Origin of the sequence: Aeromonas piscicola, from assembly GCF_000820005.1 — a bacterium.
Taxonomy (GTDB): Bacteria; Pseudomonadota; Gammaproteobacteria; order Enterobacterales; family Aeromonadaceae; genus Aeromonas; species Aeromonas piscicola.
Genome location: NZ_CDBL01000036.1, coordinates 1 through 19,673, shown reverse-complemented (window position 1 = coordinate 19,673; position 19,673 = coordinate 1). Strand labels below are relative to the sequence as shown.

General features: G+C 60.8%; 18 protein-coding genes. 5 read left to right on the top strand and 13 right to left on the bottom strand.

All coding sequences use genetic code 11. The annotated features are described in order from the left end of the window. Positions 1 to 6: 6 nt before the first annotated feature. Complete coding sequence (gene gppA, locus BN1128_RS07535) at positions 7 to 1,497, top strand: guanosine-5'-triphosphate,3'-diphosphate diphosphatase (protein WP_042867370.1); 1,491 nt, start codon at positions 7 to 9, stop codon at positions 1,495 to 1,497. Positions 1,498 to 1,527: 30 nt separating this feature from the next. Continuing rightward, the gene (locus BN1128_RS07530) at positions 1,528 to 1,782 is read left to right on the top strand and encodes a Rho-binding antiterminator (protein WP_042867369.1); all 255 of its coding nucleotides are present in this window, start codon (positions 1,528 to 1,530) and stop codon (positions 1,780 to 1,782) included. Positions 1,783 to 1,852: 70 nt separating this feature from the next. On the opposite strand, the gene BN1128_RS07525 is transcribed toward BN1128_RS07530, so the two are convergent. Further along, positions 1,853 to 2,602: a class I SAM-dependent methyltransferase gene (locus tag BN1128_RS07525; RefSeq protein WP_042867368.1), complete on the bottom strand. Its 750-nt coding sequence runs from the start codon at positions 2,600 to 2,602 to the stop codon at positions 1,853 to 1,855. A 76-nt stretch (positions 2,603 to 2,678) separates the two neighbouring features. Here BN1128_RS07525 and BN1128_RS07520 point away from each other — a divergent pair, with 76 nt between their 5' ends. Next, positions 2,679 to 3,419, top strand: coding sequence for a substrate-binding periplasmic protein (locus BN1128_RS07520; RefSeq protein ID WP_042867367.1), 741 nt, complete (start codon positions 2,679 to 2,681; stop codon positions 3,417 to 3,419). 7 nt (positions 3,420 to 3,426) lie between these two features. Here BN1128_RS07520 and BN1128_RS07515 read toward each other — a convergent pair whose 3' ends face one another. Further along, positions 3,427 to 5,973: a sensor domain-containing phosphodiesterase gene (locus BN1128_RS07515; protein ID WP_042867366.1), complete on the bottom strand. Its 2,547-nt coding sequence runs from the start codon at positions 5,971 to 5,973 to the stop codon at positions 3,427 to 3,429. A gap of 205 nt (positions 5,974 to 6,178) precedes the next feature. Next, a complete protein-coding gene (prlC, locus tag BN1128_RS07510; RefSeq protein WP_042867364.1) occupies positions 6,179 to 8,221 on the bottom strand; it encodes an oligopeptidase A in 2,043 nt (680 codons plus the stop codon). A 472-nt stretch (positions 8,222 to 8,693) separates the two neighbouring features. On the opposite strand from prlC, the gene BN1128_RS26430 reads away from it, so the two are divergent. Further along, complete coding sequence (locus BN1128_RS26430) at positions 8,694 to 10,892, top strand: immunoglobulin-like domain-containing protein (protein WP_042867363.1); 2,199 nt, start codon at positions 8,694 to 8,696, stop codon at positions 10,890 to 10,892. 74 nt (positions 10,893 to 10,966) lie between these two features. Here the strand turns inward: BN1128_RS26430 and hemB are convergent, their stop codons facing one another. The 10 genes from hemB to BN1128_RS07455 form a co-directional block, all read right to left on the bottom strand. After that, positions 10,967 to 11,983 carry a porphobilinogen synthase gene (hemB, locus tag BN1128_RS07500; RefSeq protein WP_042867361.1) on the bottom strand — a complete coding sequence of 339 codons (1,017 nt, stop codon included), beginning with the start codon at positions 11,981 to 11,983 and terminating at the stop codon, positions 10,967 to 10,969. A gap of 3 nt (positions 11,984 to 11,986) precedes the next feature. Further along, positions 11,987 to 12,772: a TatD family hydrolase gene (locus tag BN1128_RS07495; protein WP_042867360.1), complete on the bottom strand. Its 786-nt coding sequence runs from the start codon at positions 12,770 to 12,772 to the stop codon at positions 11,987 to 11,989. Between the two features lie 111 nt (positions 12,773 to 12,883). Beyond that, positions 12,884 to 13,633, bottom strand: coding sequence for a twin-arginine translocase subunit TatC (tatC, locus tag BN1128_RS07490; protein ID WP_042867359.1), 750 nt, complete (start codon positions 13,631 to 13,633; stop codon positions 12,884 to 12,886). Then, the gene (gene tatB, locus BN1128_RS07485) at positions 13,630 to 14,076 is read right to left on the bottom strand and encodes a Sec-independent protein translocase protein TatB (RefSeq protein ID WP_042867358.1); all 447 of its coding nucleotides are present in this window, start codon (positions 14,074 to 14,076) and stop codon (positions 13,630 to 13,632) included. Before tatB ends, tatC begins: the two co-directional genes overlap by 4 nt. A gap of 3 nt (positions 14,077 to 14,079) precedes the next feature. Next, positions 14,080 to 14,328, bottom strand: a complete 249-nt coding sequence (gene tatA, locus BN1128_RS07480) for a Sec-independent protein translocase subunit TatA (protein WP_042867357.1) — start codon at positions 14,326 to 14,328, stop codon at positions 14,080 to 14,082. Between the two features lie 115 nt (positions 14,329 to 14,443). Then, positions 14,444 to 16,087, bottom strand: a complete 1,644-nt coding sequence (gene ubiB / locus BN1128_RS07475) for a ubiquinone biosynthesis regulatory protein kinase UbiB (RefSeq protein WP_042867356.1) — start codon at positions 16,085 to 16,087, stop codon at positions 14,444 to 14,446. Next, positions 16,087 to 16,695, bottom strand: a complete 609-nt coding sequence (locus BN1128_RS07470; RefSeq protein ID WP_042867355.1) for a ubiquinone biosynthesis accessory factor UbiJ — start codon at positions 16,693 to 16,695, stop codon at positions 16,087 to 16,089. The genes ubiB and BN1128_RS07470 overlap by 1 nt, the downstream gene beginning before the upstream one ends. An 8-nt stretch (positions 16,696 to 16,703) precedes the next feature. Further along, positions 16,704 to 17,456, bottom strand: coding sequence for a bifunctional demethylmenaquinone methyltransferase/2-methoxy-6-polyprenyl-1,4-benzoquinol methylase UbiE (ubiE, locus tag BN1128_RS07465; protein ID WP_042867354.1), 753 nt, complete (start codon positions 17,454 to 17,456; stop codon positions 16,704 to 16,706). Positions 17,457 to 17,521: 65 nt separating this feature from the next. Continuing rightward, positions 17,522 to 17,899 carry a fluoride efflux transporter CrcB gene (gene crcB, locus BN1128_RS07460; protein WP_042867353.1) on the bottom strand — a complete coding sequence of 126 codons (378 nt, stop codon included), beginning with the start codon at positions 17,897 to 17,899 and terminating at the stop codon, positions 17,522 to 17,524. A 95-nt stretch (positions 17,900 to 17,994) separates the two neighbouring features. Next, entirely contained in the window at positions 17,995 to 19,260 is a 1,266-nt protein-coding gene (locus BN1128_RS07455) for a cytosine deaminase (RefSeq protein WP_042867352.1), read from the bottom strand. Positions 19,261 to 19,402: 142 nt separating this feature from the next. Here BN1128_RS07455 and BN1128_RS07450 point away from each other — a divergent pair, with 142 nt between their 5' ends. Then, positions 19,403 to 19,606 carry a hypothetical protein gene (locus BN1128_RS07450; RefSeq protein WP_042867351.1) on the top strand — a complete coding sequence of 68 codons (204 nt, stop codon included), beginning with the start codon at positions 19,403 to 19,405 and terminating at the stop codon, positions 19,604 to 19,606. The last annotated feature ends 67 nt before the right edge of the window (positions 19,607 to 19,673 follow it).

The following is a 19,673-nucleotide window of genomic DNA, read 5'->3' as shown; positions in this document are numbered from 1 at the left end:
GCCCAGTTGTACAACTCGCCGCTCTATGCCGCCATCGACCTCGGCTCCAACAGCTTTCATATGCTGGTGGTGCGCGAGGTCGCCGGTGCGTTGCGCACCGTCACCAAGGTCAAGCGCAAGGTTCGCCTCGCCGCCGGGCTCGATCCGGAATTTCGTCTCAGCCGTGCCGCCATGGAGCGGGGCTGGGACTGCCTGCGCCTGTTCTCCGAGCAGTTGCAGGACATTCCGGCCGACAATATCCGGGTGGTGGGCACCGCCACACTGCGCCTTGCCACCAACGTCGACGAGTTCCTCAGCGAAGCGGAACGGGTGCTCAACCACAGCATAGAGATCATCTCTGGCGAGGAAGAGGCCAAGACCATCTACGAGGGGGTCTCCTGGACCTCTGCCGGGGAAGGCAACCGGCTGGTGATCGACATCGGCGGCGCCAGCACAGAACTGGTGATCGGCGAGCACAGCGAAGCGAAACTGCTCAACAGCCTGCACATGGGCTGCGTCACCTGGCTCAACAACCACTTCGGTGATGGCGAGCTGAGTGAAGCCCGCTTCGGGCAGGCTATCGCGGCCGCCAAGGCGGTGCTGGAGAAGGTGGCGGAAGATTACCGCACCCTGGGCTGGCGCACCTGCGTCGGCGCCTCCGGCACGGTGCAGGCGCTGCAGGAGATCATGCTGGCGCAAGGGAAGAGCGAGCGGGTCACACTGCCGAAACTGCAGGAGCTGATGGGTCAGGCCATCGCCTGTGGCAGGCTGGATCGGCTGCAGTTGGAAGGGCTGGCGGCCGAGCGGCTGACCGTGTTTCCCTCCGGCCTCGCCATCCTGATCGCCATCTTCGAAACCCTGAATATAGAGAGCATGACCCTGGCGGGCGGCGCCCTGCGTGAAGGGCTGATCTACGGTCTGCTCGGCAACAATCACGACTGTGATGCCCGGGATCGAACCGCCGACAGCCTGATCAGCCGTTATCAGCTGGACAAGGAGCATGCCGAGCGAGTGCGCGACACCGCCATCGAGGCCTTCACCCAGCTGCAACCGGCCTGGCGACTCTCGAAACGTTACGGTCGCCCCATCCTGCGTTATGCGGCCTTGCTGCACGAGATTGGCCTGTGCATCGAGTACAAGAAAGCGCCGCAACACGCCGCCTACATCATCGACAACATCGACATGCCGGGCTTTACCCCTGCGCAAAAGAAGCTGTTGTCGGCCCTGCTGTTCAACCAGCGGGACGAATTAAAGCTGGAAACCCTGGAGAAGCAGGGCGCCGTCACCGGTCGTCAGGCGATCCGCCTGGCCCGCATTCTGCGCATCTCGCTGATCCTCTGCATGCGTCGCACCCAGGGCACGGTCCCCAGCTTCACCCTGCAGGCCGATGAAGAGGCGCTGACCCTGACCCTGCCCAAGGGATGGCTGGACGAGCACTACCTGCGCGCCAGCGAATTGCGGCTCGAAGTGGAACGCCAGCAAAAGATGGGCTGGCCCACCCGCTTGCTGGAAGCCTGATCCAGAAACTTGCTCGCTTGGGAGCCGATCATGCCGGATTACCAACCCATCAGCTGCGATCTCTACGACTGGCTCGAAATTGCCGCCAGCTGGCAACTGCCGGTGACTATCACTAACCGCGATGGCCGCCAGTGGGATGACAAGATCCGCACCATCGAAGCCAGCGAGGGGGTCGAGTATCTGCTGCTGCACAGTGGCGAGCGGCTCAGTCTGGCGGAGTTGACAACCCTGCACCTGAACTGGCAAGGGGAAGATAAGCTGATCCGCTTCTCGCCAACCAATTGAATCCAGTACAAAAAGGAGGGCCAACATAACGTTGGCCCTCCTTTTTTGCATCCGCGACTCAGGCCGGCAGTTAACTCGCCGCCAGCGCAGCCATGACATAGACATCGAAGCGGTTGCTCTTGGTCTCGATGGCCATGCTGGGTTTGTGCTCATTGAGCCAGCCCGCGTAGCTGGGGCGCTTCACCACCACCCGCTTGTCCGCCATCTTGAGGGCCGCCGGCAACAGGGCATCCGCATCGAGATCCGGCCCCACCAGCGACTGGAACACTCGCATCTCTTTCTTCACCAGCGCCGACTTCTGCTTGTGGGGGAACATGGGATCGAGATAGACGACCTCGGGCCGCTCGGTCAACGCCAGCAGGTTGTCCACCGCCGGCCCTTGCAGCAGGCGCATCCGCTCGCTGACCCAGGGGCCTATCTCGGGATCCTGCGCCGCCCGCATCAAACCATCCTGCAGCAGGGCCGCCACCACGGGACTGCGCTCGATCAGGGTCACCTTGCAGCCGAGGGAAGCCAGCACGAAGGCGTCGCGACCCAGCCCGGCGGTGGCATCCACCACGGTCGGAGTCGCCCCGGCTTTGAGCCCGACCGCCTTGGCGATGGACTGGCCCCGTCCGCCGCCAAACTTGCGGCGATGGGCCACCGCCCCTTCCACGAAGTCCACGTAGACGGCCCCCAGCTTGGGCTCGTCCAGCTTGCGTAGCTCCAGCCGCTCGGGCGTAAACACCAGGGCGAACTGGGGATAGTCGGTCTGGTCAAGCTGGCTGGCCAGCGCTTGCGCCAGCGCGGCCTTGGCGGGGTCTTCGAGGAGGATTTGCATGGTCTTTGGAGGCGTTCTAAGTTCAGTGAAGGGAGTGTACCACAGCCCCTTTCCATCGCTGTAGGGAGGAAACCCCATGCACCTGCTCATCGCCTTGTTACTCGCCGCCCAGAGCGGCACAGACCTGAAGGTATGCGGGGTGGACTGGCCCCCCTTTTCCTATGCGGAGCAGGGACGCCTGACCGAGGGGATTTCCATCGAGATCCATCAGGAGGTTGCCCGGCGTCTGGGGATGAAGCTCAGCCTGATCGAGCTGCCATGGGGGCGCTGCGAGCAGTATGTCAGCACCCGGCTCGCCGATGGCATTCTCGACAATGCCCCGCTGCCCGGTTGTCATCACCCCGATCTCGCGACCGCTTTTTATCCCCTGGCCGCCTATGTGCGCACCGACAGCCCCCTGCACAACTTCTCATGGGAGATGGCCAGGGGGATGAAGGTCGGCATGGTGAGGGGCTATGACTACACGGAGAAGATCAAGCACTATGACGGCTGGGTGTCGATCAAGGCGCACTCGGACAAGCAGCTGCTGTTGCTGCTCGAAAAGAGCCGGGTCGACATGATCATTCTGGATTACTTCTCGGCCCCCATCTTGTCGAAGGAGCAAGACGTGCCAATCCGCGCGCTCTCCCCCTTCATCGACTCGACCCCGCTCTACCTCTGCTTTGGCGAGCAAAGGGCCGCGCTGCTGCCAGCATACGACAAGGCACTGCAGCAGATGCTGGAGGAGGGTGTGCTGGATCGTATCTACCTGCGTTATCTCGGCGAAGACTATCGGACGCTGAAAGGCAGGCAGGACAAGCTGAAACCGGCGGAGTGACCGCCCGCTAGCTGATCTGCAGAAACATGCTCTTGTCGTTGAGTTGCAGGTATTCGATCAGGTCGTCATACGCCAGCGGGCGGCTGAGCAGGAAGCCCTGGGTGAAGGCACACCCCTTCTGGCAGAGGAAGTTGAGCTGCTCGCGAGTCTCCACCCCCTCGATCACCACCTGCATGCCGAGGTTGTGCACTATGTTGATGATGCCGTCGAGCAGCAGCCTGTCCTGTTCGTTGAACGGGATGTGGCGCACGAAGGCGCGGTCTATCTTGACCAGATCCACCGGGAAGTTGCGCAGATAGTTGAGGGCCGAATAACCGGTGCCGAAGTCGTCGATGGCCAGCTTGCAGCCCGCCTCGCGCAGGGCATCGATCCGCACCCTGTGCTGATCGCTGGTCTCCATCAGCAGGGATTCGGTGATCTCGATGACGATGTCGCAGGGGTCGAGCCCGAAGTGGTGGATCACCTTGAGCCACTCGCTCGCCTCCGGATCTATGGTCTGGAACTCCAGGGTGGAGCGGTTGATGGACATCTGCAGATCCGGGAAGCCGGATTGCTGCAAGCGCGCCAGATCCCGACACGACTGCCACAGCACCAGCGCCCCCAACCCCTGGATGAGCCCCGCCTCTTCCGCCAGCGGAATGAAGTCCGCCGGCGAGACCTGGCCCCAGTGCGGGTGATACCAGCGCACCAGCGCCTCCAGCTTGGCCACCCGGCCGCTGCGGTTGTCCCAGATCGGCTGATAGGCCATGGTCAGCTGCTCCAGCTTGATCGCCTCCGCCAGATCCTGCAGCATCTGGTGACGCTGGCGCACCTCTTCGCGCATGAAGGCGCAGTAACTGCCGAGCAGGCGTCCCTGCCGCTTGGCGGCAAACAGCGCCTGTTCGGCGTTGCGCAGCAGCTCGTCGCTCTCGACGCCATCCCCGGGGCAGAGGGTGATGCCTATGGTGGCCGTCACATAGAGGTGCTGGTTGGCCAGCATGAAGGGACGGGCGAAGCCGCCGATCACCTGCTTGGCGAACACCTCGGCCTGCCGGCGGTTGACGATGCCGGGCACCAGGAAGGCGAACTCGTCGCCGCCGATGCGGGCCACCAGATCCTCAGTACGCACCCGGCTCACCAGCCGATCCGACACCTCCCGCAGCAGGGCGTCACCGGCGTGGTGATCCATGCTGTTGTTGACCGCCTTGAAGTTGTTGAGATCCAGTACCATGAGCGCGAAGCGCTCGCCCCGCTCGCAGAAACGGCTGAGGCAGCGGCCAAACAGCCAGCGATTGGGCAGGCCGGTGAGATTGTCGTAGTTGGCCTGGGCAGCAATCTTCTGCTCCGCCAGCTTGGTCTGGGAGAGATCACTGAAGATGGCGATGTACTGGCTGATCTTGCCCCCTTCCCGCAGGGTGCTGATCATCAGCTGCTGGGGGTAGAGCTTGCCGTTCTTGCGCTTGTTCCACACCTCCCCACGCCAGACCCCTACCCGCTCCAGCGCGTGATACATGTCGGCGTAGAAGGCCTGATCGTGCAGCCCGGACTTGAGCATGCTGGGGCGCTGACCGCATACCTCGGTCTCGCTGTAGCCGGTGATCTGCTCGAACGCCGGGTTGACCGAGATGATGCGGCTGTCGGCATCGCACACCAGAATGGCTTCGGAGAGGTTGTCATAGACGCGGTGGGAAAGCTTGAGCTGCTCGGCATGACGCTTGAGTGGGTCGATATTTTCCAGCACCACCATCAAATATTCAGGCTGCAACTGCTCGTCCCGCACCAGGGTGACTGTGGCCCGCCCCCACAACACCTGACCATCACGGTGCAGGTAGCGCTTCTCCTGGGTGAAGGCGGTACGCTCGCCGCGCTTGAGCTCCGCGTAACAGGAGATGCTGCGCAACCAGTCTTCCGGATGGTTGAGTTCGGCGGCGGTGCGGTGCTGCAGCTCTTTCTGGCTGTAACCCAGCATCTTCTCGATGGCCGGGTTGGTCCAGAGGATCCTGCCATCCAGATCCAGCTTGCCGATCCCCACGGGGGCGTGGGACATCATGGTGTGCAGGAAGTGGTGATACTCAGGCTGGCTCTGCACCGGCAACTGCTGGCACATCAGTGCCAGCTCGCGGCCCGCCAGTGGGGCCAGCAGCCGCAGCAAGCCCATCACCTTGTCCATGTTGGCGAGCGGCTGCTTGAACAGCACGCTGCAGATGCCTATGGTCTCGCCCTGGGCATTCTTGAGGGCCACACCGGCATAGGCCTGAATATGCCAGGCCTGCAACACGGCGGCATGGGGGAACAGCTGCTGGACGCGATCGCTGAACCAGGCCTCACCCTCTTGCAGGGTGACTTCCCCCGGGGTGGCGCTGACCGGAAAACTGAAATGGGTGGTGTCGAGAGATGCGGGATGGGCGGCGTGCACCTTGAAAAACAGCCCCGCTTGATCCCTACCTGAAATCAGGACGAAGTCTGCCCTGACCGCTGCTGCGATTTCACTCACAAAGGTATCGAAATATCCCTGACCACTCGAATGAGACAGACTTGAGATGATTTGATAGACAGACTCGAGTGCTCGCCTCATGGCAAGGTTCTTTCTCTCCTTGGAAGGTAGAACCCGACTCTACTGAAGAGGCGGGGACAGTGCAAACATGCACTCCGCAAGATATTAAAAAGCCTTGAGAAAAGGGACCAAAAGGTCCCTTTTTATCTCAAAAATCACGCAAGGATCCCACTATGCCGCAAAAGTGTACCTGCTTGAAACTCACGACGGCGAAGGCCGCCGGGCCTCAGGCGGCAATCCCGCTGTGGCGTAGCAGTGCATCGACCCTGGGCTCGCGGCCACGGAAGGCACGGAACAACTCCATGGGCTCCTTGGAGCCCCCCTTCTCCAGAATATTCTTCAGGAAGGATTGGCCGGTGGCGGGATTGAAGATCCCCTCCTCCTCGAAACGGGAATAGGCATCCGCCGACAACACCTCGGCCCACTTGTAGCTGTAGTAGCCCGCCGCATAACCGCCGGCAAAGATGTGAGAGAAGCTGTGCTGGAAACGGTTGAACGCAGGCGGCGTCATCACGGCCACCTGGCTGCGCACCTCGGCCAGCAGGGCCGGGATCTGATCCGGGTTGGCCGGGTCAAATTCCTGGTGCAGGCGGAAATCGAACAGGGCGAACTCCAGCTGACGCAGCATCTGCATCGCAGCCTGGAAATTGCGGGCGGTCAGCATCTTCTCCAGCAGATCGGCAGGCAAGGGCTCGCCGGTCTCATGATGACCGGAGATAAAGGCCAGCGCCTCGGACTCCCAGCACCAGTTTTCGAGGAACTGGCTCGGCAGCTCCACCGCATCCCAGGCCACACCGTTGATGCCGGCGACACCGGCCACGTCGATCTGGGTCAGCATGTGGTGAATGCCGTGGCCAAACTCGTGGAATAGGGTCACCACCTCGTTGTGGGTGAACAGAGCCGGTTTGCCATCCACAGGGCCATTGAAGTTGCAGGTCAGGTAGGCCACCGGCTTTTGCAGCGACCCATCCTGACGGTAGCGACGACCCAGGCAGACGTCCATCCAGGCCCCGCCCTGCTTGTGCTCGCGGGCATAGAGGTCGAGGTAGAAGCTGCCGCGCAGCTCATCCTCGGCATCGAAGATGTCGTAGAAACGCACATCAGGGTGCCAGGTGTCGATGCCGAGGCGCTCGCGCACCTTGATACCGAACACCCGTCTCACCACCTCGAACAGGCCCTTCACCACCTTGTTGGCGGGGAAGTAGGGGCGTAGCTGCTCGTCGGAGATGGAGAACTTGTGCTGCTTGAGCTTCTCGGCGTAATAGGGCAGATCCCAGGCCGCCAGTTCGCTCTGGCCATGCTGCTCGGCGGCGAAAGTGCGGATCTCCTCCAGCTCGGCCTTGCCCTGTGGCAGGGATTTGGCCGCGAGATCCGAGAGGAAGCCCACTACCTGCTCCGTCTTGTCCGCCATCTTGGTGGCGAGCGACAACTCGGCATAGTTGCCAAAACCCAGCAACTGGGCCAGTTCGCGGCGCAGGGAGAGCAGCTCGGTCATGATGGCGGAGTTGTCCCACTTGCCGGCGTTGGGGCCCTGATCCGAGGCGCGGGTGGTGAAGGCTTCATACAGTTCGGCGCGCAGCGCGCGGTTGTCGGCATACATCATCACCGGCAGGTAGGAGGGAATATCCAGAGTGAACAGCCAGCCCTGCTGACCCTTCTGCTCCGCCAGCTGGCGGGCGGCGGCCAGCGCACTCTGCGGCAAGCCGGTCAGGTCGGCCTCGTCGGTCACCAGTCTGGTCCAGCCCTGGGTCGCATCCAGGACGTTGTTGCTGAAGCGGGAGGCCAGCTCGGAGAGACGTGCCTGGATCTCGCCGTAGCGCTGCTGCACCTCGGCGGGCAGACCGATACCGGACAGGCGAAAATCGCGCAGGGTATTCTGGATCTCCTTGCGCTGGGCGCCACTCAGCAGCGGGAAGTCGTCGCTCTCGGCCAGCTCGCGATAAGCCTGATAGAGCCCTTCATGCTGACCGACATAGGTCTGGAACTCGGACAACAGCGGCAGGCAGGCGTCATGGGCCGCGCGCAGCGCTTCGCTGTTGAGCACGGAGTTGAGATGGCTGACCGGTGACCAGACTCGCGCCAGGCGGTCATTCACCTCTTCCAGCGGCGCGATCAGACTGTCCCAGGTATGGGGGTCACGCTGGGCCAGCACATCGCCGATCTTCTGTTTGCAATCGGCGATCGCCTGCGTCACTGCAGCTTGCACCTGGTCGGGCTGGATCTGGCTGAAAGGGGGCAGCGAGTCCATTGTCAGCAAAGGGTTGTTCATCCTGCGGTACCTCTAAATTCTCTACAGCCCCTGCCGTCCAGAAGCCTGCTTGGACCATCTAAGATGTAGGCAGAAACCTCATTAATCAAGCCTTTGCCGCCGAGAGGCGGGCCAGTTGCCCACTTTTCGCGAAAACATGCTCATTAAACCGGCAAACTGGTCTCCCGAAACAACAACATCGGCCACAAGGCCGGCATCACACAGGAGATTGACCGAGCCCCCCACTTTCAAAGTGGTGCGCCACTCAGTAGCGGATCAGGCTCCAACAAGCGATATCGACGTTCCATAACCGCAAAAGCTGGCAATCCAGCCAGTCCATCCCCTCTGCTTCGATTGAATCAAACCCACTATTTAATCACCGCTTAAGCCTCTGTACATGAACACAAAAATATAGTGCGTGTGTTTCCACGCATCGCCATCGCAACCAATGGCGCCCTCCTCTCACAATTAATCGAAGAAGGTCTATCCCAGTATGAGCATCTCAAGACTCAGTCTGCTTGGCAGCAGCATGATGCTGGCACTTTACGCCCTACCCGGCCATAGCTCGACAGCCAACTCGGCCATGGTCAATCCACAGTCGGGTGTCGTGGTCGGCTACTGGCACAACTGGTGTAATGGAGCCGGTTACAAGGGCGGTGTCGCCCCCTGTGTCAAGCTCGACCAAATCAACCCTCAATACAACGTGGTCGATGTCTCCTTCATGAAGGTTTATGGCGGCGATACCATCCCGACCTTCAAGCTCGACCCGGCTACCGGCATGAGCGAAAGCCAGTTCATCGAACAGATCGCCGAGCTGAACCGTCAGGGCCGTGCCGTGCTGCTGGCACTGGGCGGTGCCGATGCGCACATCGAGCTGCGCACCGGCCAGGAGCAGGCCTTTGCCGACGAGATCATCCGTCTGGTGGAAATCTATGGTTTTGACGGTCTGGATATCGATCTGGAGCAAACCGCCGTGACCGCCGCCAACAACCAGACCGTGATCCCGGCCGCCCTGCGTCTGGTCAAGGATCACTACCGCGCCCAGGGGAAAAACTTCCTCATCACCATGGCGCCCGAGTTCCCCTACCTGACTGCCAACGGCCTCTACACTCCCTATCTGCGGGCGCTGGAAGGCTACTACGACTGGATCAACCCCCAGTTCTACAATCAGGGTGGCGATGGCATCTGGATCGACAACATTGGCTGGATTGCCCAGAACAACGATGCGCTGAAAGAAGAGTTCATCTACTACATGGCGGACTCGCTGATCAACGGCACCCGCGGCTACTACAAGATCCCCCACGACAAGCTGGTGTTCGGCATCCCGACCAACATAAACGCGGCCGCCACCGGTTACGTCAAGAATCCGCAGGATCTGTTCGATGCCTTCAACAAGCTGAAGAACCAGGGCCAGCCCCTGCGCGGCGTGATGACCTGGTCCATCAACTGGGACATGGGCCGCAATGCCGCCGGTCAGTCCTACAACGAATCCTTCATCAAGAGTTACGGCCCCTTCATCCACGAGCAGGAGATCACCCCTCCGGTCGACAACGGCAAGCCGGTGTTCAGTGGCGTGAGCGATACCCGCATCAAGCAGGGCTCCGCCTTTGATCCCATGGCCGGTGTCGCCGCCAACGACAAGGAAGATGGCGACCTGACTGCCCAGATCCAGGTTGAAGGCTCAGTAGACAGCCAGCGCATCGGTCTCTATCCCCTCACCTACAAGGTGAGCGATCGCGACAACAACGTCACCGAACAGGTACGCAGCGTCGAGGTCTACAGCATGAAGCCGGTATTCAGCGGCGTCACCGACACCACGCTGGAGCTGGGCACCCCTTTCGATCCGATGACCGGTGTCAGTGCCCATGACGAAGAAGATGGCGACCTGACAGCCCAGATCAAGGTCAGCGGCAGTGTCGACAGCAGCAAGGTCGGCCGCTACGCCCTCACCTATCAGGTGACCGACAGCGCAGGCCAGCTGGTAACCCAGCAGCGCAACGTGACCGTCAAGGAGCAGGGCGCCATCTGTGAAAATGGCTGGGATGCCAAGAAGGTCTACGTCGGCGGCGACATCGTCAGCCACAACGGCAAGAACTGGCTGGCGGGCTGGTGGACCCAGAACGAAGAGCCGGGCACCACAGGTGACTGGGGCGTATGGAAAGTCCAGGGCGATAGCGATTGCGATGGTGGCAACAAGCCGCCGGTGATCGGCAGCAGTGACTTTACCGTCAGTGCCATGGCAAGCGAGTACACCATAGTCAATGGTCAGGTCAGCATCAGCTTCAACGTGACCACAGCCAACCCGGTGCAGATCACCGCGACTCTGGAGCAGAACGGTCGCAGCCATGGCACCACCAGCAGCAAGGTGAACGGCACCAGCACCCTGGTGCTGCCGGGCAGCAACGTCAGCGATGGCAGCTACGAAGTGGTCATCACCGGTCTGGCGGACGGCCAGCAGCAGGTGGTGCAGCGCCTCCCGGTCACCCTGGCTGAAGAGAGCAGCGGGGGTGGCGAAGGTGACTACCCGGCCTACGCCCCCAACACCGGCTATCAGGCCGGTGATCGGGTCAGCAACGCCGGTGGCAACTACGAGTGCAAACCCTGGCCGTACAGCGGCTGGTGTGGCGGCTCTACCAGCCACTATTCACCGGGTACCGGCAGCGCCTGGAGCGACGCCTGGACCAAGCTGTAATCAGGCGGTCATAACAAAGAGGGGAGCCATCGGCTCCCCTCTTTTCTATCCGTTACACGCTCGGTCACGTCTGCTTAACGGGCATCTTCCTTCAGCCACTGCGCCACGCGCTTGGCGAAGTAGGTGAGGATGCCGTCGGCACCGGCCCGCTTGAAGCAGAGCAGGGACTCCATGATGCACTCCTTCTCCTTCAGCCAGCCGTTCTGGATCGCCGCCATGTGCATGGCGTACTCGCCGCTCACCTGATAGGCGAAGGTCGGCACCCCGAACTGATCCTTCACCTGACGGATCACGTCCAGATAGGGCATGCCCGGCTTGACCATCACGCTGTCGGCCCCTTCGGCGATGTCCAGCGCCACTTCGTGCAACGCCTCATTGCTGTTGGCCGGATCCATCTGATAGGTGGCCTTGTTGCTCTTGCCGAGGTTGCCGGCAGAGCCGACCGCATCGCGGAACGGGCCGTAGTAGCAGGAGGCGTACTTGGCGGAGTAGGCCATGATCTGGGTGTTGATGAAGCCGTTCTCTTCCAGCGCGGTGCGGATGGCGCCGATGCGGCCGTCCATCATGTCGGACGGCGCGACTATATCGACCCCGGCCTCGGCGTGGGAGAGCGCCTGCTTGATCAGGATCTCGGTGGTGATGTCGTTCAGCACATAGCCTTCATCATCGATGATGCCGTCCTGCCCGTGGGTGGTGAAGGGGTCGAGCGCCACGTCGGTGATGACCCCCAGCTCCGGGAAGCGGGCCTTGAGGGCACGCACGGTGCGCTGGGCCAGTCCGTCCGGGTTGTAGGCCTCTTCCGCCATCAGGCTCTTGCTCTGAAGCGGGGTCACCGGGAACAGAGCGATGGCGGGCACGCCGAGAGCGACCAGCTCTTCGGCTTCCGCCAGCAGCAGATCGATGGAGAGACGCTCCACCCCCGGCATGGAGGGGACGGCTTCGCGGCGATTCTCCCCTTCCAGCACGAACACGGGATAGATGAGATCGTTGGCGGTCAGTACGTTCTCGCGCACCAGACGACGGCTGAAATCATGTTTGCGCACCCGGCGCAGGCGGCGACCCGGAAAGGCGCCCGGAAGAGTTGTAGCCATGAATCACTCCAAAAGAGGAAGTTGGAAGAACGCGGCGGAGGTGGCCCGGGTGTGGGCCAGCAAGGCCTCGGGCGCTTCACCACGACAGGCCGCCACCACCTGGGCGATGTGCGGCAAAAAAGCGGGTTCGTTGCGTTTTGGTCTGGGTTTCAAATCCCGCGGTACCAGATAGGGGGCATCGGTTTCGATCATCAGCCGACCGGCCGGAATGCGTGCCACCTGTTCCCGCAGCAGCTGACCACGGCGCTCGTCACAGAGCCAGCCCGTCACCCCTATATGCAGCCCGAGCGCCAGACACTCGTCCAACTCCTCGTCGGAACCGGTGAAGCAATGCAACACGGCACCCGGCAATCTGGGCAGCCAGGGGCGCAGGATCTCGATGAAACGGGCATGGGCATCGCGGCAATGCAGAAACACCGGCATCGCCAGTTCGGCCGCCAGCGCCAGCTGGGCATCGAATACCGCATCCTGCACCGGACGGGGGGAGAAATCCCGGTTGTAGTCGAGACCGCACTCACCGATGGCGACTACCTGTGGCAGGGCCGCCAGCTCGAGCAGGGCGGGCAGGGTCTGTTCATTGACGCTCTTGGCATCGTGGGGATGCACACCCGCGGTGGAGAAGCAGTAACCCGGCCACAGCGCAGCCAGGTCAGCGCTTTCGCGGCTACCGAGCAGATCGGTACCGGTCAGGATCAGAGCCTCGACCCCGGCGGCGCGGGCGCGGGCCACCAGTGCTGACTGTTCACCGGCAAACTGGCTGCTGGTGAGGTTGAGACCAATGTCGATCATGGGATGAGACGTTCCGAACAAAAGGAATACATATCAGGCATTTGAAAACCATCTACTCAATAGGGCATCACCATACGCCTCGAACGAGGGCATGAAAAGAGGAAGGGAGCCTCAGCTCCCCTCTTCCGTTTGTTCCTGTTGCTCCTCTTCCTTCACGTAGAAACGGGCGAAGAACAGACCTATCTCCCACAAGGCCCACATGGGAATTGCGAGCAGGGTCTGGGAGAAGACATCGGGCGGAGTCAGCAACATGCCGACCACGAACACCCCGACGATGACGTAAGGGCGCTTTTCCCGCAGGCTCTTGGGGGTGGTCACCCCGGTCCAGCAGAGCAGTATGGTGGCCACCGGGATCTCGAACGCTACCCCGAACGCGAAGAACAGGGTGAGCACGAAGTCCAGATAGCTGGCGATGTCGGTCGCCACCGTTACCCCGGCGGGAGCTGTACTGGTGAAGAAACCGAACACCAGCGGGAACACCACGTAGTAGGCAAACGCCATGCCGCTGTAGAACAACACGGCAGTGGAGACGACCAGCGGCATGATGAGACGCCGCTCATGCTTGTACAGACCTGGGGCGATGAAGGCCCAGGCCTGATAAAGCAGATAGGGGATCGCCACGAAGAAGGAGACCACCAGCGTCAGCTTGATCGGCGTCAGGAAGGGGGTCGCCACATCCGTCGCTATCATGCTGGTGCCTGCCGGCAACTGACTGAGCAGCGGCTGGGCCACGAAGTCGTAGATGTTGTTGGAAAAATAGATCAGCGCGATGAACACCAGCAGGACGGCCGAGATGGACCGCAGCAAGCGGGTTCTCAGCTCTACCAGATGGGTGATCAGGGGTTGTTCGGCCTGACTCATGGCTTCACCTCCCCTTGCTCGACACGCAGGTCTGCACCCTGGGCAGGGATCATGGCGGTTTCCTCGTCATGAGCCGCCGTCACGGCTGGCTGATCGGATGTATCTTCCTGCACCTCGGCAGCGGCCGGGGCGGGGCGGATGGTGTTTTGCTGTTCGTAAGGGCGGGTCACCGATTGTGCGGCCGCTTTCAGCTGCTCGATAGACTCCTGCAACTCGGGGCTCAGGTTGTTCATCTGCAACTGTTCGGCCTTCTTCAGGTCGTTGTGCAGATCCTGCAACTTGAGCTCCTGCTCCAGCTCGGACTTGACCGAGTTGGCAGTGCTGCGGATCAGCCTGATCCAGTGGCTGGCGGTACGGATCGCCACGGGCAGCCGCTCGGGACCGAGCACCACCAGGGCGACGACACCGATGACAACCAGCTCCCAGAAACCGATATCGAACATGGCTTAGGCCTGATCTTTATCTTTCTGCTTGGCGGTCTCGGCACTATTGGCCGCTTCGTTCAGCTGCTTTGGAGGAAACTCGGCATCTTTCTGCTCGGGTTTGGTATCGGTCGGCTCATCAGACAGCGCCTTCTTGAAGCCTTTGACGGCCGCGCCCAGATCGCCACCGATCCCGCGCAGCTTCTTGGTCCCGAACAGCAGCACGACTATGACTGCGATGATCAACAACTGCCAAATACTGATACCACCCATGATATTTCTCCAAGTCCAACATTGACGCTAAGGTATGCGAGTGTGTTATTAACGATCACGATGCTGATACCAGCCCGTAATTTCTTCAAAACTGAGGCCAAACTGCACGAGTGCGTTATTGGCGGGAGCGGGCCTTGAACCAGCCCAGCAGCCAGCATAACCCGGTGCCGGCCAGGCTGATTTGTCCCCACTCAATGTATTGTTTTTGGGTCAGCAAGAATACACCCGCCAATAGCAGGCTGGCTCCAACCCCTAAGAGGTAGCGAGCCTGTCCCTGCCGACGGCTGTGGCGGCGGAAATCGGCAAACATCTGATCGAAGTGGCGCTGCTGGTGACGGGTCTGGCGCAGGGTCTCATAGACCAGCTCAGGCAATTCAGGCAGTTTCTCCGCCCAGAATGGCGCCTTCTCCTTGATGGCATTCCACACCGCTTTGGGCCCGACCTGCTCGTGCATCCAGTTTTCCAGATAAGGCTTGGCGGTCTGCCACAGGTCCAGCTGGGGATAGAGTTGACGACCCAGCCCTTCCACATAAAGCAATGTCTTCTGCAACAGCACCAGCTGCGGCTGCACCGCCATGTTGAAGCGACGAGCGGTATTGAACAGGTTGAGCAGCACATGGCCGAACGAGATCTCGGACAGCGGCTTCTCGAAGATGGGCTCCAGCACGGTACGGATGGCGAACTCGAACTCGTCCACCTTGGTGTCTGGCGGTACCCAGCCGGACTCCACGTGCAGCTCCGCCACCCGGCGATAGTCGCGGTTGAAGAAGGCGAGGAAGTTCTCGGCCAGGTAGCGCTTGTCTTCCCGGTTCAGGGTGCCGACTATGCCGCAGTCGATACCAATCCAGAGCGGATTATCGGGATGTTCATAGGAAACGAAGATGTTGCCGGGATGCATGTCGGCGTGGAAGAAGCTGTCGCGAAACACCTGGGTGAAGAAGACTTCCACACCCCGCTCGGCCAACAGCTTCATGTTGGTGCCGTTGGCTTCCAATGCCGGAATGTCGGAAACCGGTATACCGTAGATGCGCTCCATCACCAGCACATGCTCACGGCAGTGTTCGGTAAACACCTCGGGTACGTAGAGGGCATCTGAGCCGGTGAAGTTGCGGCGCAGCTGGATGGCGTTGGCGGCTTCGCGCATCAGGTTCAGCTCGTCGAGTATGGTCTTGCGATACTCTTCCACCACCTCGATGGGGCGCAGGCGCGCACTCTGTGGCACGAAGCGGGCGACCAGCCGGGCCAGCGTTTGCATCAGGCGCAGATCGGCCTCTATGACCGGCTCTATGTCTGGGCGGATCACCTTGATGACGATCTCGCGGCCATTCTCCTTCAACCGACCGGTATGGACCTGCGCGATGGAGGCCGATGCCAGCGGCGTCTCATCGAAATCGTCGAACAGCGTCTCGACGGGGCAACCCAGGCTCTCCTCGATCTTGAGGCGCGCAGCCTGACCGCAGAAAGGCGGCACCCTGTCCTGCAACATGGCCAGCTCTTCGGCGATATCCGGCGGCAGCAGGTCGCGCCGGGTCGACAGCATCTGGCCGAACTTGATGAAGATGGGACCGAGCGCCTCGAAGGCGAGGCGAATGCGGGCGCCGCGGCTCAGCCCTTGTTGCTTGTTCTTGAGCCAGAACAGGCTGCGGCGGGCCAGACGACCCGGCCAGGGTTGATAGCGGGCAGGCACCAGTTCGTCGATACCCTGCTCCAGCAATATGGTGATGATGCGATAGAGGCGCTTGAACTCCTTCGGGGTCATCAGGCTACCTGCTGTTCGAAGCGTGCCAGTCGCAGCTCGACCGCTTTCATCCGTTGCGCCAGCAGCTCGACATCGTCGTTGAAGCTCGCCACTTCCAGCGGACCCGGTGCGAGGCGGATCTCTTCGGTCAGGTATTCCGCCAGCTGGCTGCGGGAGCGGCACAGCTCGCGCCCCAGCACGCGGCGCGCCTGACGGGCACCACTAAACAGGGTGTGGGCCAGCACATCGCCGGTATAGTGCGACAGCTCCTCTTCCCAGTCGATATCCAGCTCACCAAGCAAGACGCTGAAGGCCTGCACCAGCTGGGGATCGCCGCTCAGATCCAGCTTATCCTCACGGATGTAGCGAGTCAGGGCGGACGGGTCTTTCAGCAGGCCCAGCGCCGTCAGCGACAGGCTGAGCACAGCATCGGCCTCCCCTTCAAACTTGGCCAGCACATCCAGCCGGCGCTCGGAGAACACAAACCAGAGTGGCTTAAGCTCACGCAGCTCCAGCTTGAGCACCTTGCCCGTCAGCTTGCGCAACCGCTCGGGACTCTGCTTGTCGAGCGTCAGCAACTGGTTGAGGCTGGTTTCGATCACGGCGGTGACCATGGCATCCATCGGCATAGGCGACCTTAAAACTTGTAACCACGGTGCAGGGCAACCACACCCTGGGTCAGGTTGTAGAACTCGACCTGCTCAAAACCGACATTCTCCATCATCCCCTTCAGGGTCTGCTGATCCGGGTGCATGCGGATGGATTCCGCCAGATACTTGTAGCTTTCACCGTCGTTCGCGACGATTTCGCCCATTTTCGGCAGCAGTTTGAAGGAGTAGAGGTCATAGAGCTTGGCGATCACCTCGCTGGCGGGCTTGGAGAACTCCAGCACCAGCAGACGGCCGCCCGGCTTGAGCACCCGAAACATGGAGGCCAGCGCCTTGTCCTTGTCGGTGACGTTGCGCAGGCCGAAGCCGATGGTGATGACGTCGAAGTGATTGTCCGGGAAGGGCAGCGCCTCGGCGTTGGCCTGCACGTAGGAGACATTGTTCGCCACCCCCAGGTTGCGCAGCTTGTCGCGGCCCACCTTGAGCATGGAGTCATTGATATCCGCCAGCACCACCTGACCGGTCTCGCCGACGATGCGGGAGAACTTTGCGGTCAGATCACCGGTACCACCGGCCAGATCCAGCACCTTCTGACCCTTGCGCACACCTGAGCAGTCGATGGTGAAGCGCTTCCACAGGCGGTGGATGCCGAACGACATCAGATCGTTCATCAGATCATACTTGGCTGCCACCGAATGAAAGACGCCGGCCACCAGAGTTTCCTTCTCGGTCGCGGCCACGGTTTTAAAGCCAAAATGCGTTGTCGTAGTCTGTTCTGACATCCCTTAAACACCCATAGAGCAAAGAATGGTCGCCAGTTTACCAGAGCCAATGGCGTGCGGACACCTTAAACCCGGCTGGCAACCAACTGCATGCCCAGCAATACCATGGCCAGACAGAGGAAAAGGTTGAGGCCTATATTGAGCACCGCCTTCAGGTAGGCGCCCTGCTGGGCCAGCACCACAGTATCCAGCGCGAAGGAGGAGAAGGTGGTGAGCGCCCCGAGGATCCCCACCATCAGCAGCGGCTTGAGCGGATGCTCGGCCACATGCCCGTGCAGAATGAGGGCATAGGCCACCCCCATGATGAAAGAGCCCACCACGTTGACCACCAGAGTCCCGTAAGGAAAATGGCGCCCCAGCAGCAAGGCCATCAGTTCGGCAATCCCAAAACGAAGGCAGGCGCCGATGGCGCCCCCTGCAGCAACATAGAACCAGGTTTGCATGGTGTCACTCCCTCAGGGTCAGGCCGCCATTATGTCGCAATGGCGGCCCTTGTGCCCAGAGGCGGAACTAATCGTCATCCAGGCTGATTGAAAACTCAGCGGCGAAAATCGATCGGCTCGGGCTGACCCAGCACGATTTCGGTCTGTGCCGGGCGGGTCTGGGCAATCACCTTGCCGTGACGGATTGAATAGCGCACCGGCACCTGACGGCGCACCGCATCGAAGCCGCTGTCGGCAAGCAGGATCAGCAAGTTGGCCGGTTTGCCCACCTCGATGCCATAGCGATCCTGCACGTTCAGGGTGCGGGCGCTGTGGCTGCTGATGAGCTTCAAACCGTCGTTGATCTGCTCGTAGCCCATGATCTGGCAGACATGCAGCCCCATGTGCAGCACCTGCAACATGTTGGCGGTGCCCATGGGGTACCAGGGATCGAACACGTCATCGTGACCGAAGCAGACATTGATGTTGGCCTCCAGCATCTCCTTCACCCGGGTAATGCCACGACGCTTGGGATAGGTATCGAAGCGTCCCTGCAGGTGGATGTTCACCAGCGGATTGGCCACGAAGTTGAGGTCCGCCATCTTGAGCAGCCGGAACAAGCGGGAAGCATAGGCTCCGTTGTAAGAGTGCATGGCGGTGGTGTGGCTGGCGGTCACCCTATGGCCCATGCCGCGCTCGTAGGCCAGGGTCGCCAGTGTCTCGATAAAGCGGGACTGCTCGTCATCGATCTCGTCACAATGAACATCGACCAGAACCTGATACTTCTCGGCAAGATCGAAGATGTAATGCAGACTTTCGACCCCGTATTCCCGGGTAAACTCGAAATGGGGTATGGCGCCGATCACGTCGGCTCCCAGCCTGAGCGCCTCTTCCAGCAACGCCTTGCCATTGGGGTAGGAGAGGATCCCCTCCTGCGGGAAGGCGACGATCTGCAGCTCGACCCACTCCTTCATCTCTTCCTTCACCTCCAGCATGGCTTTCAGGGCGACCAGATTCGGATCGGAGACATCGACGTGGGTGCGGACAAACTGGATGCCGTTGGCCATCTGCCACTTCAGGGTCTTGATGGCCCGCTGTTTCACATCTTCATGAGTCAGCAGCGCCTTGCGCTCGGCCCAGCGCTCGATCCCCTCGAACAGGGTACCGGAAAGATTCCAGCTCGGCTCCCCGGCTGTCTGGGTAGTATCGAGGTGAATATGAGGCTCGATAAAGGGGGCCATGACCAGACCCTCCTCCCCATCCAGCTCCCGGGTAGACAGGAGAGGCTGGCTCATGGGGGCTATGGTCCGGATCAGGCCATCTTGGCACAGGATCTGCCACAACCCCTCTCTGTCAGCGAGACGCACATTCTTTATCAGCATGTTTTTCTTCCTTTTTCTGACACCGATTACCTTTTCCAATCCACAACTTAGCTTGGATCAATTTAATAGAAAAGCGTTCATATTGAATACATATGAGACTGATACTATTGATAAACAGCAACAATAAAGGGAGTTAATTGGGATGAAAGCAGGATTGACCGAGATCGGCAGCGCTGGTCTGTTTCACGAATATCTGCAGACGCTGGGTATCAACAAGCCGCCGTTGACCTCGATCGACAAGCAGTGGGAATACAAGCGCAACGAACGACTGGTCGCAGCTATCCAGATAGAAGCCTCGGGGCAGGCCCGCTTCTATCTCGATGCCAGACAGATTTCGGTAAACTAAGAAAGACGAATACAAAAAAGCCTCCCGATTGGGAGGCTTTAATATTTACTGGTGCTGATACCCAGAG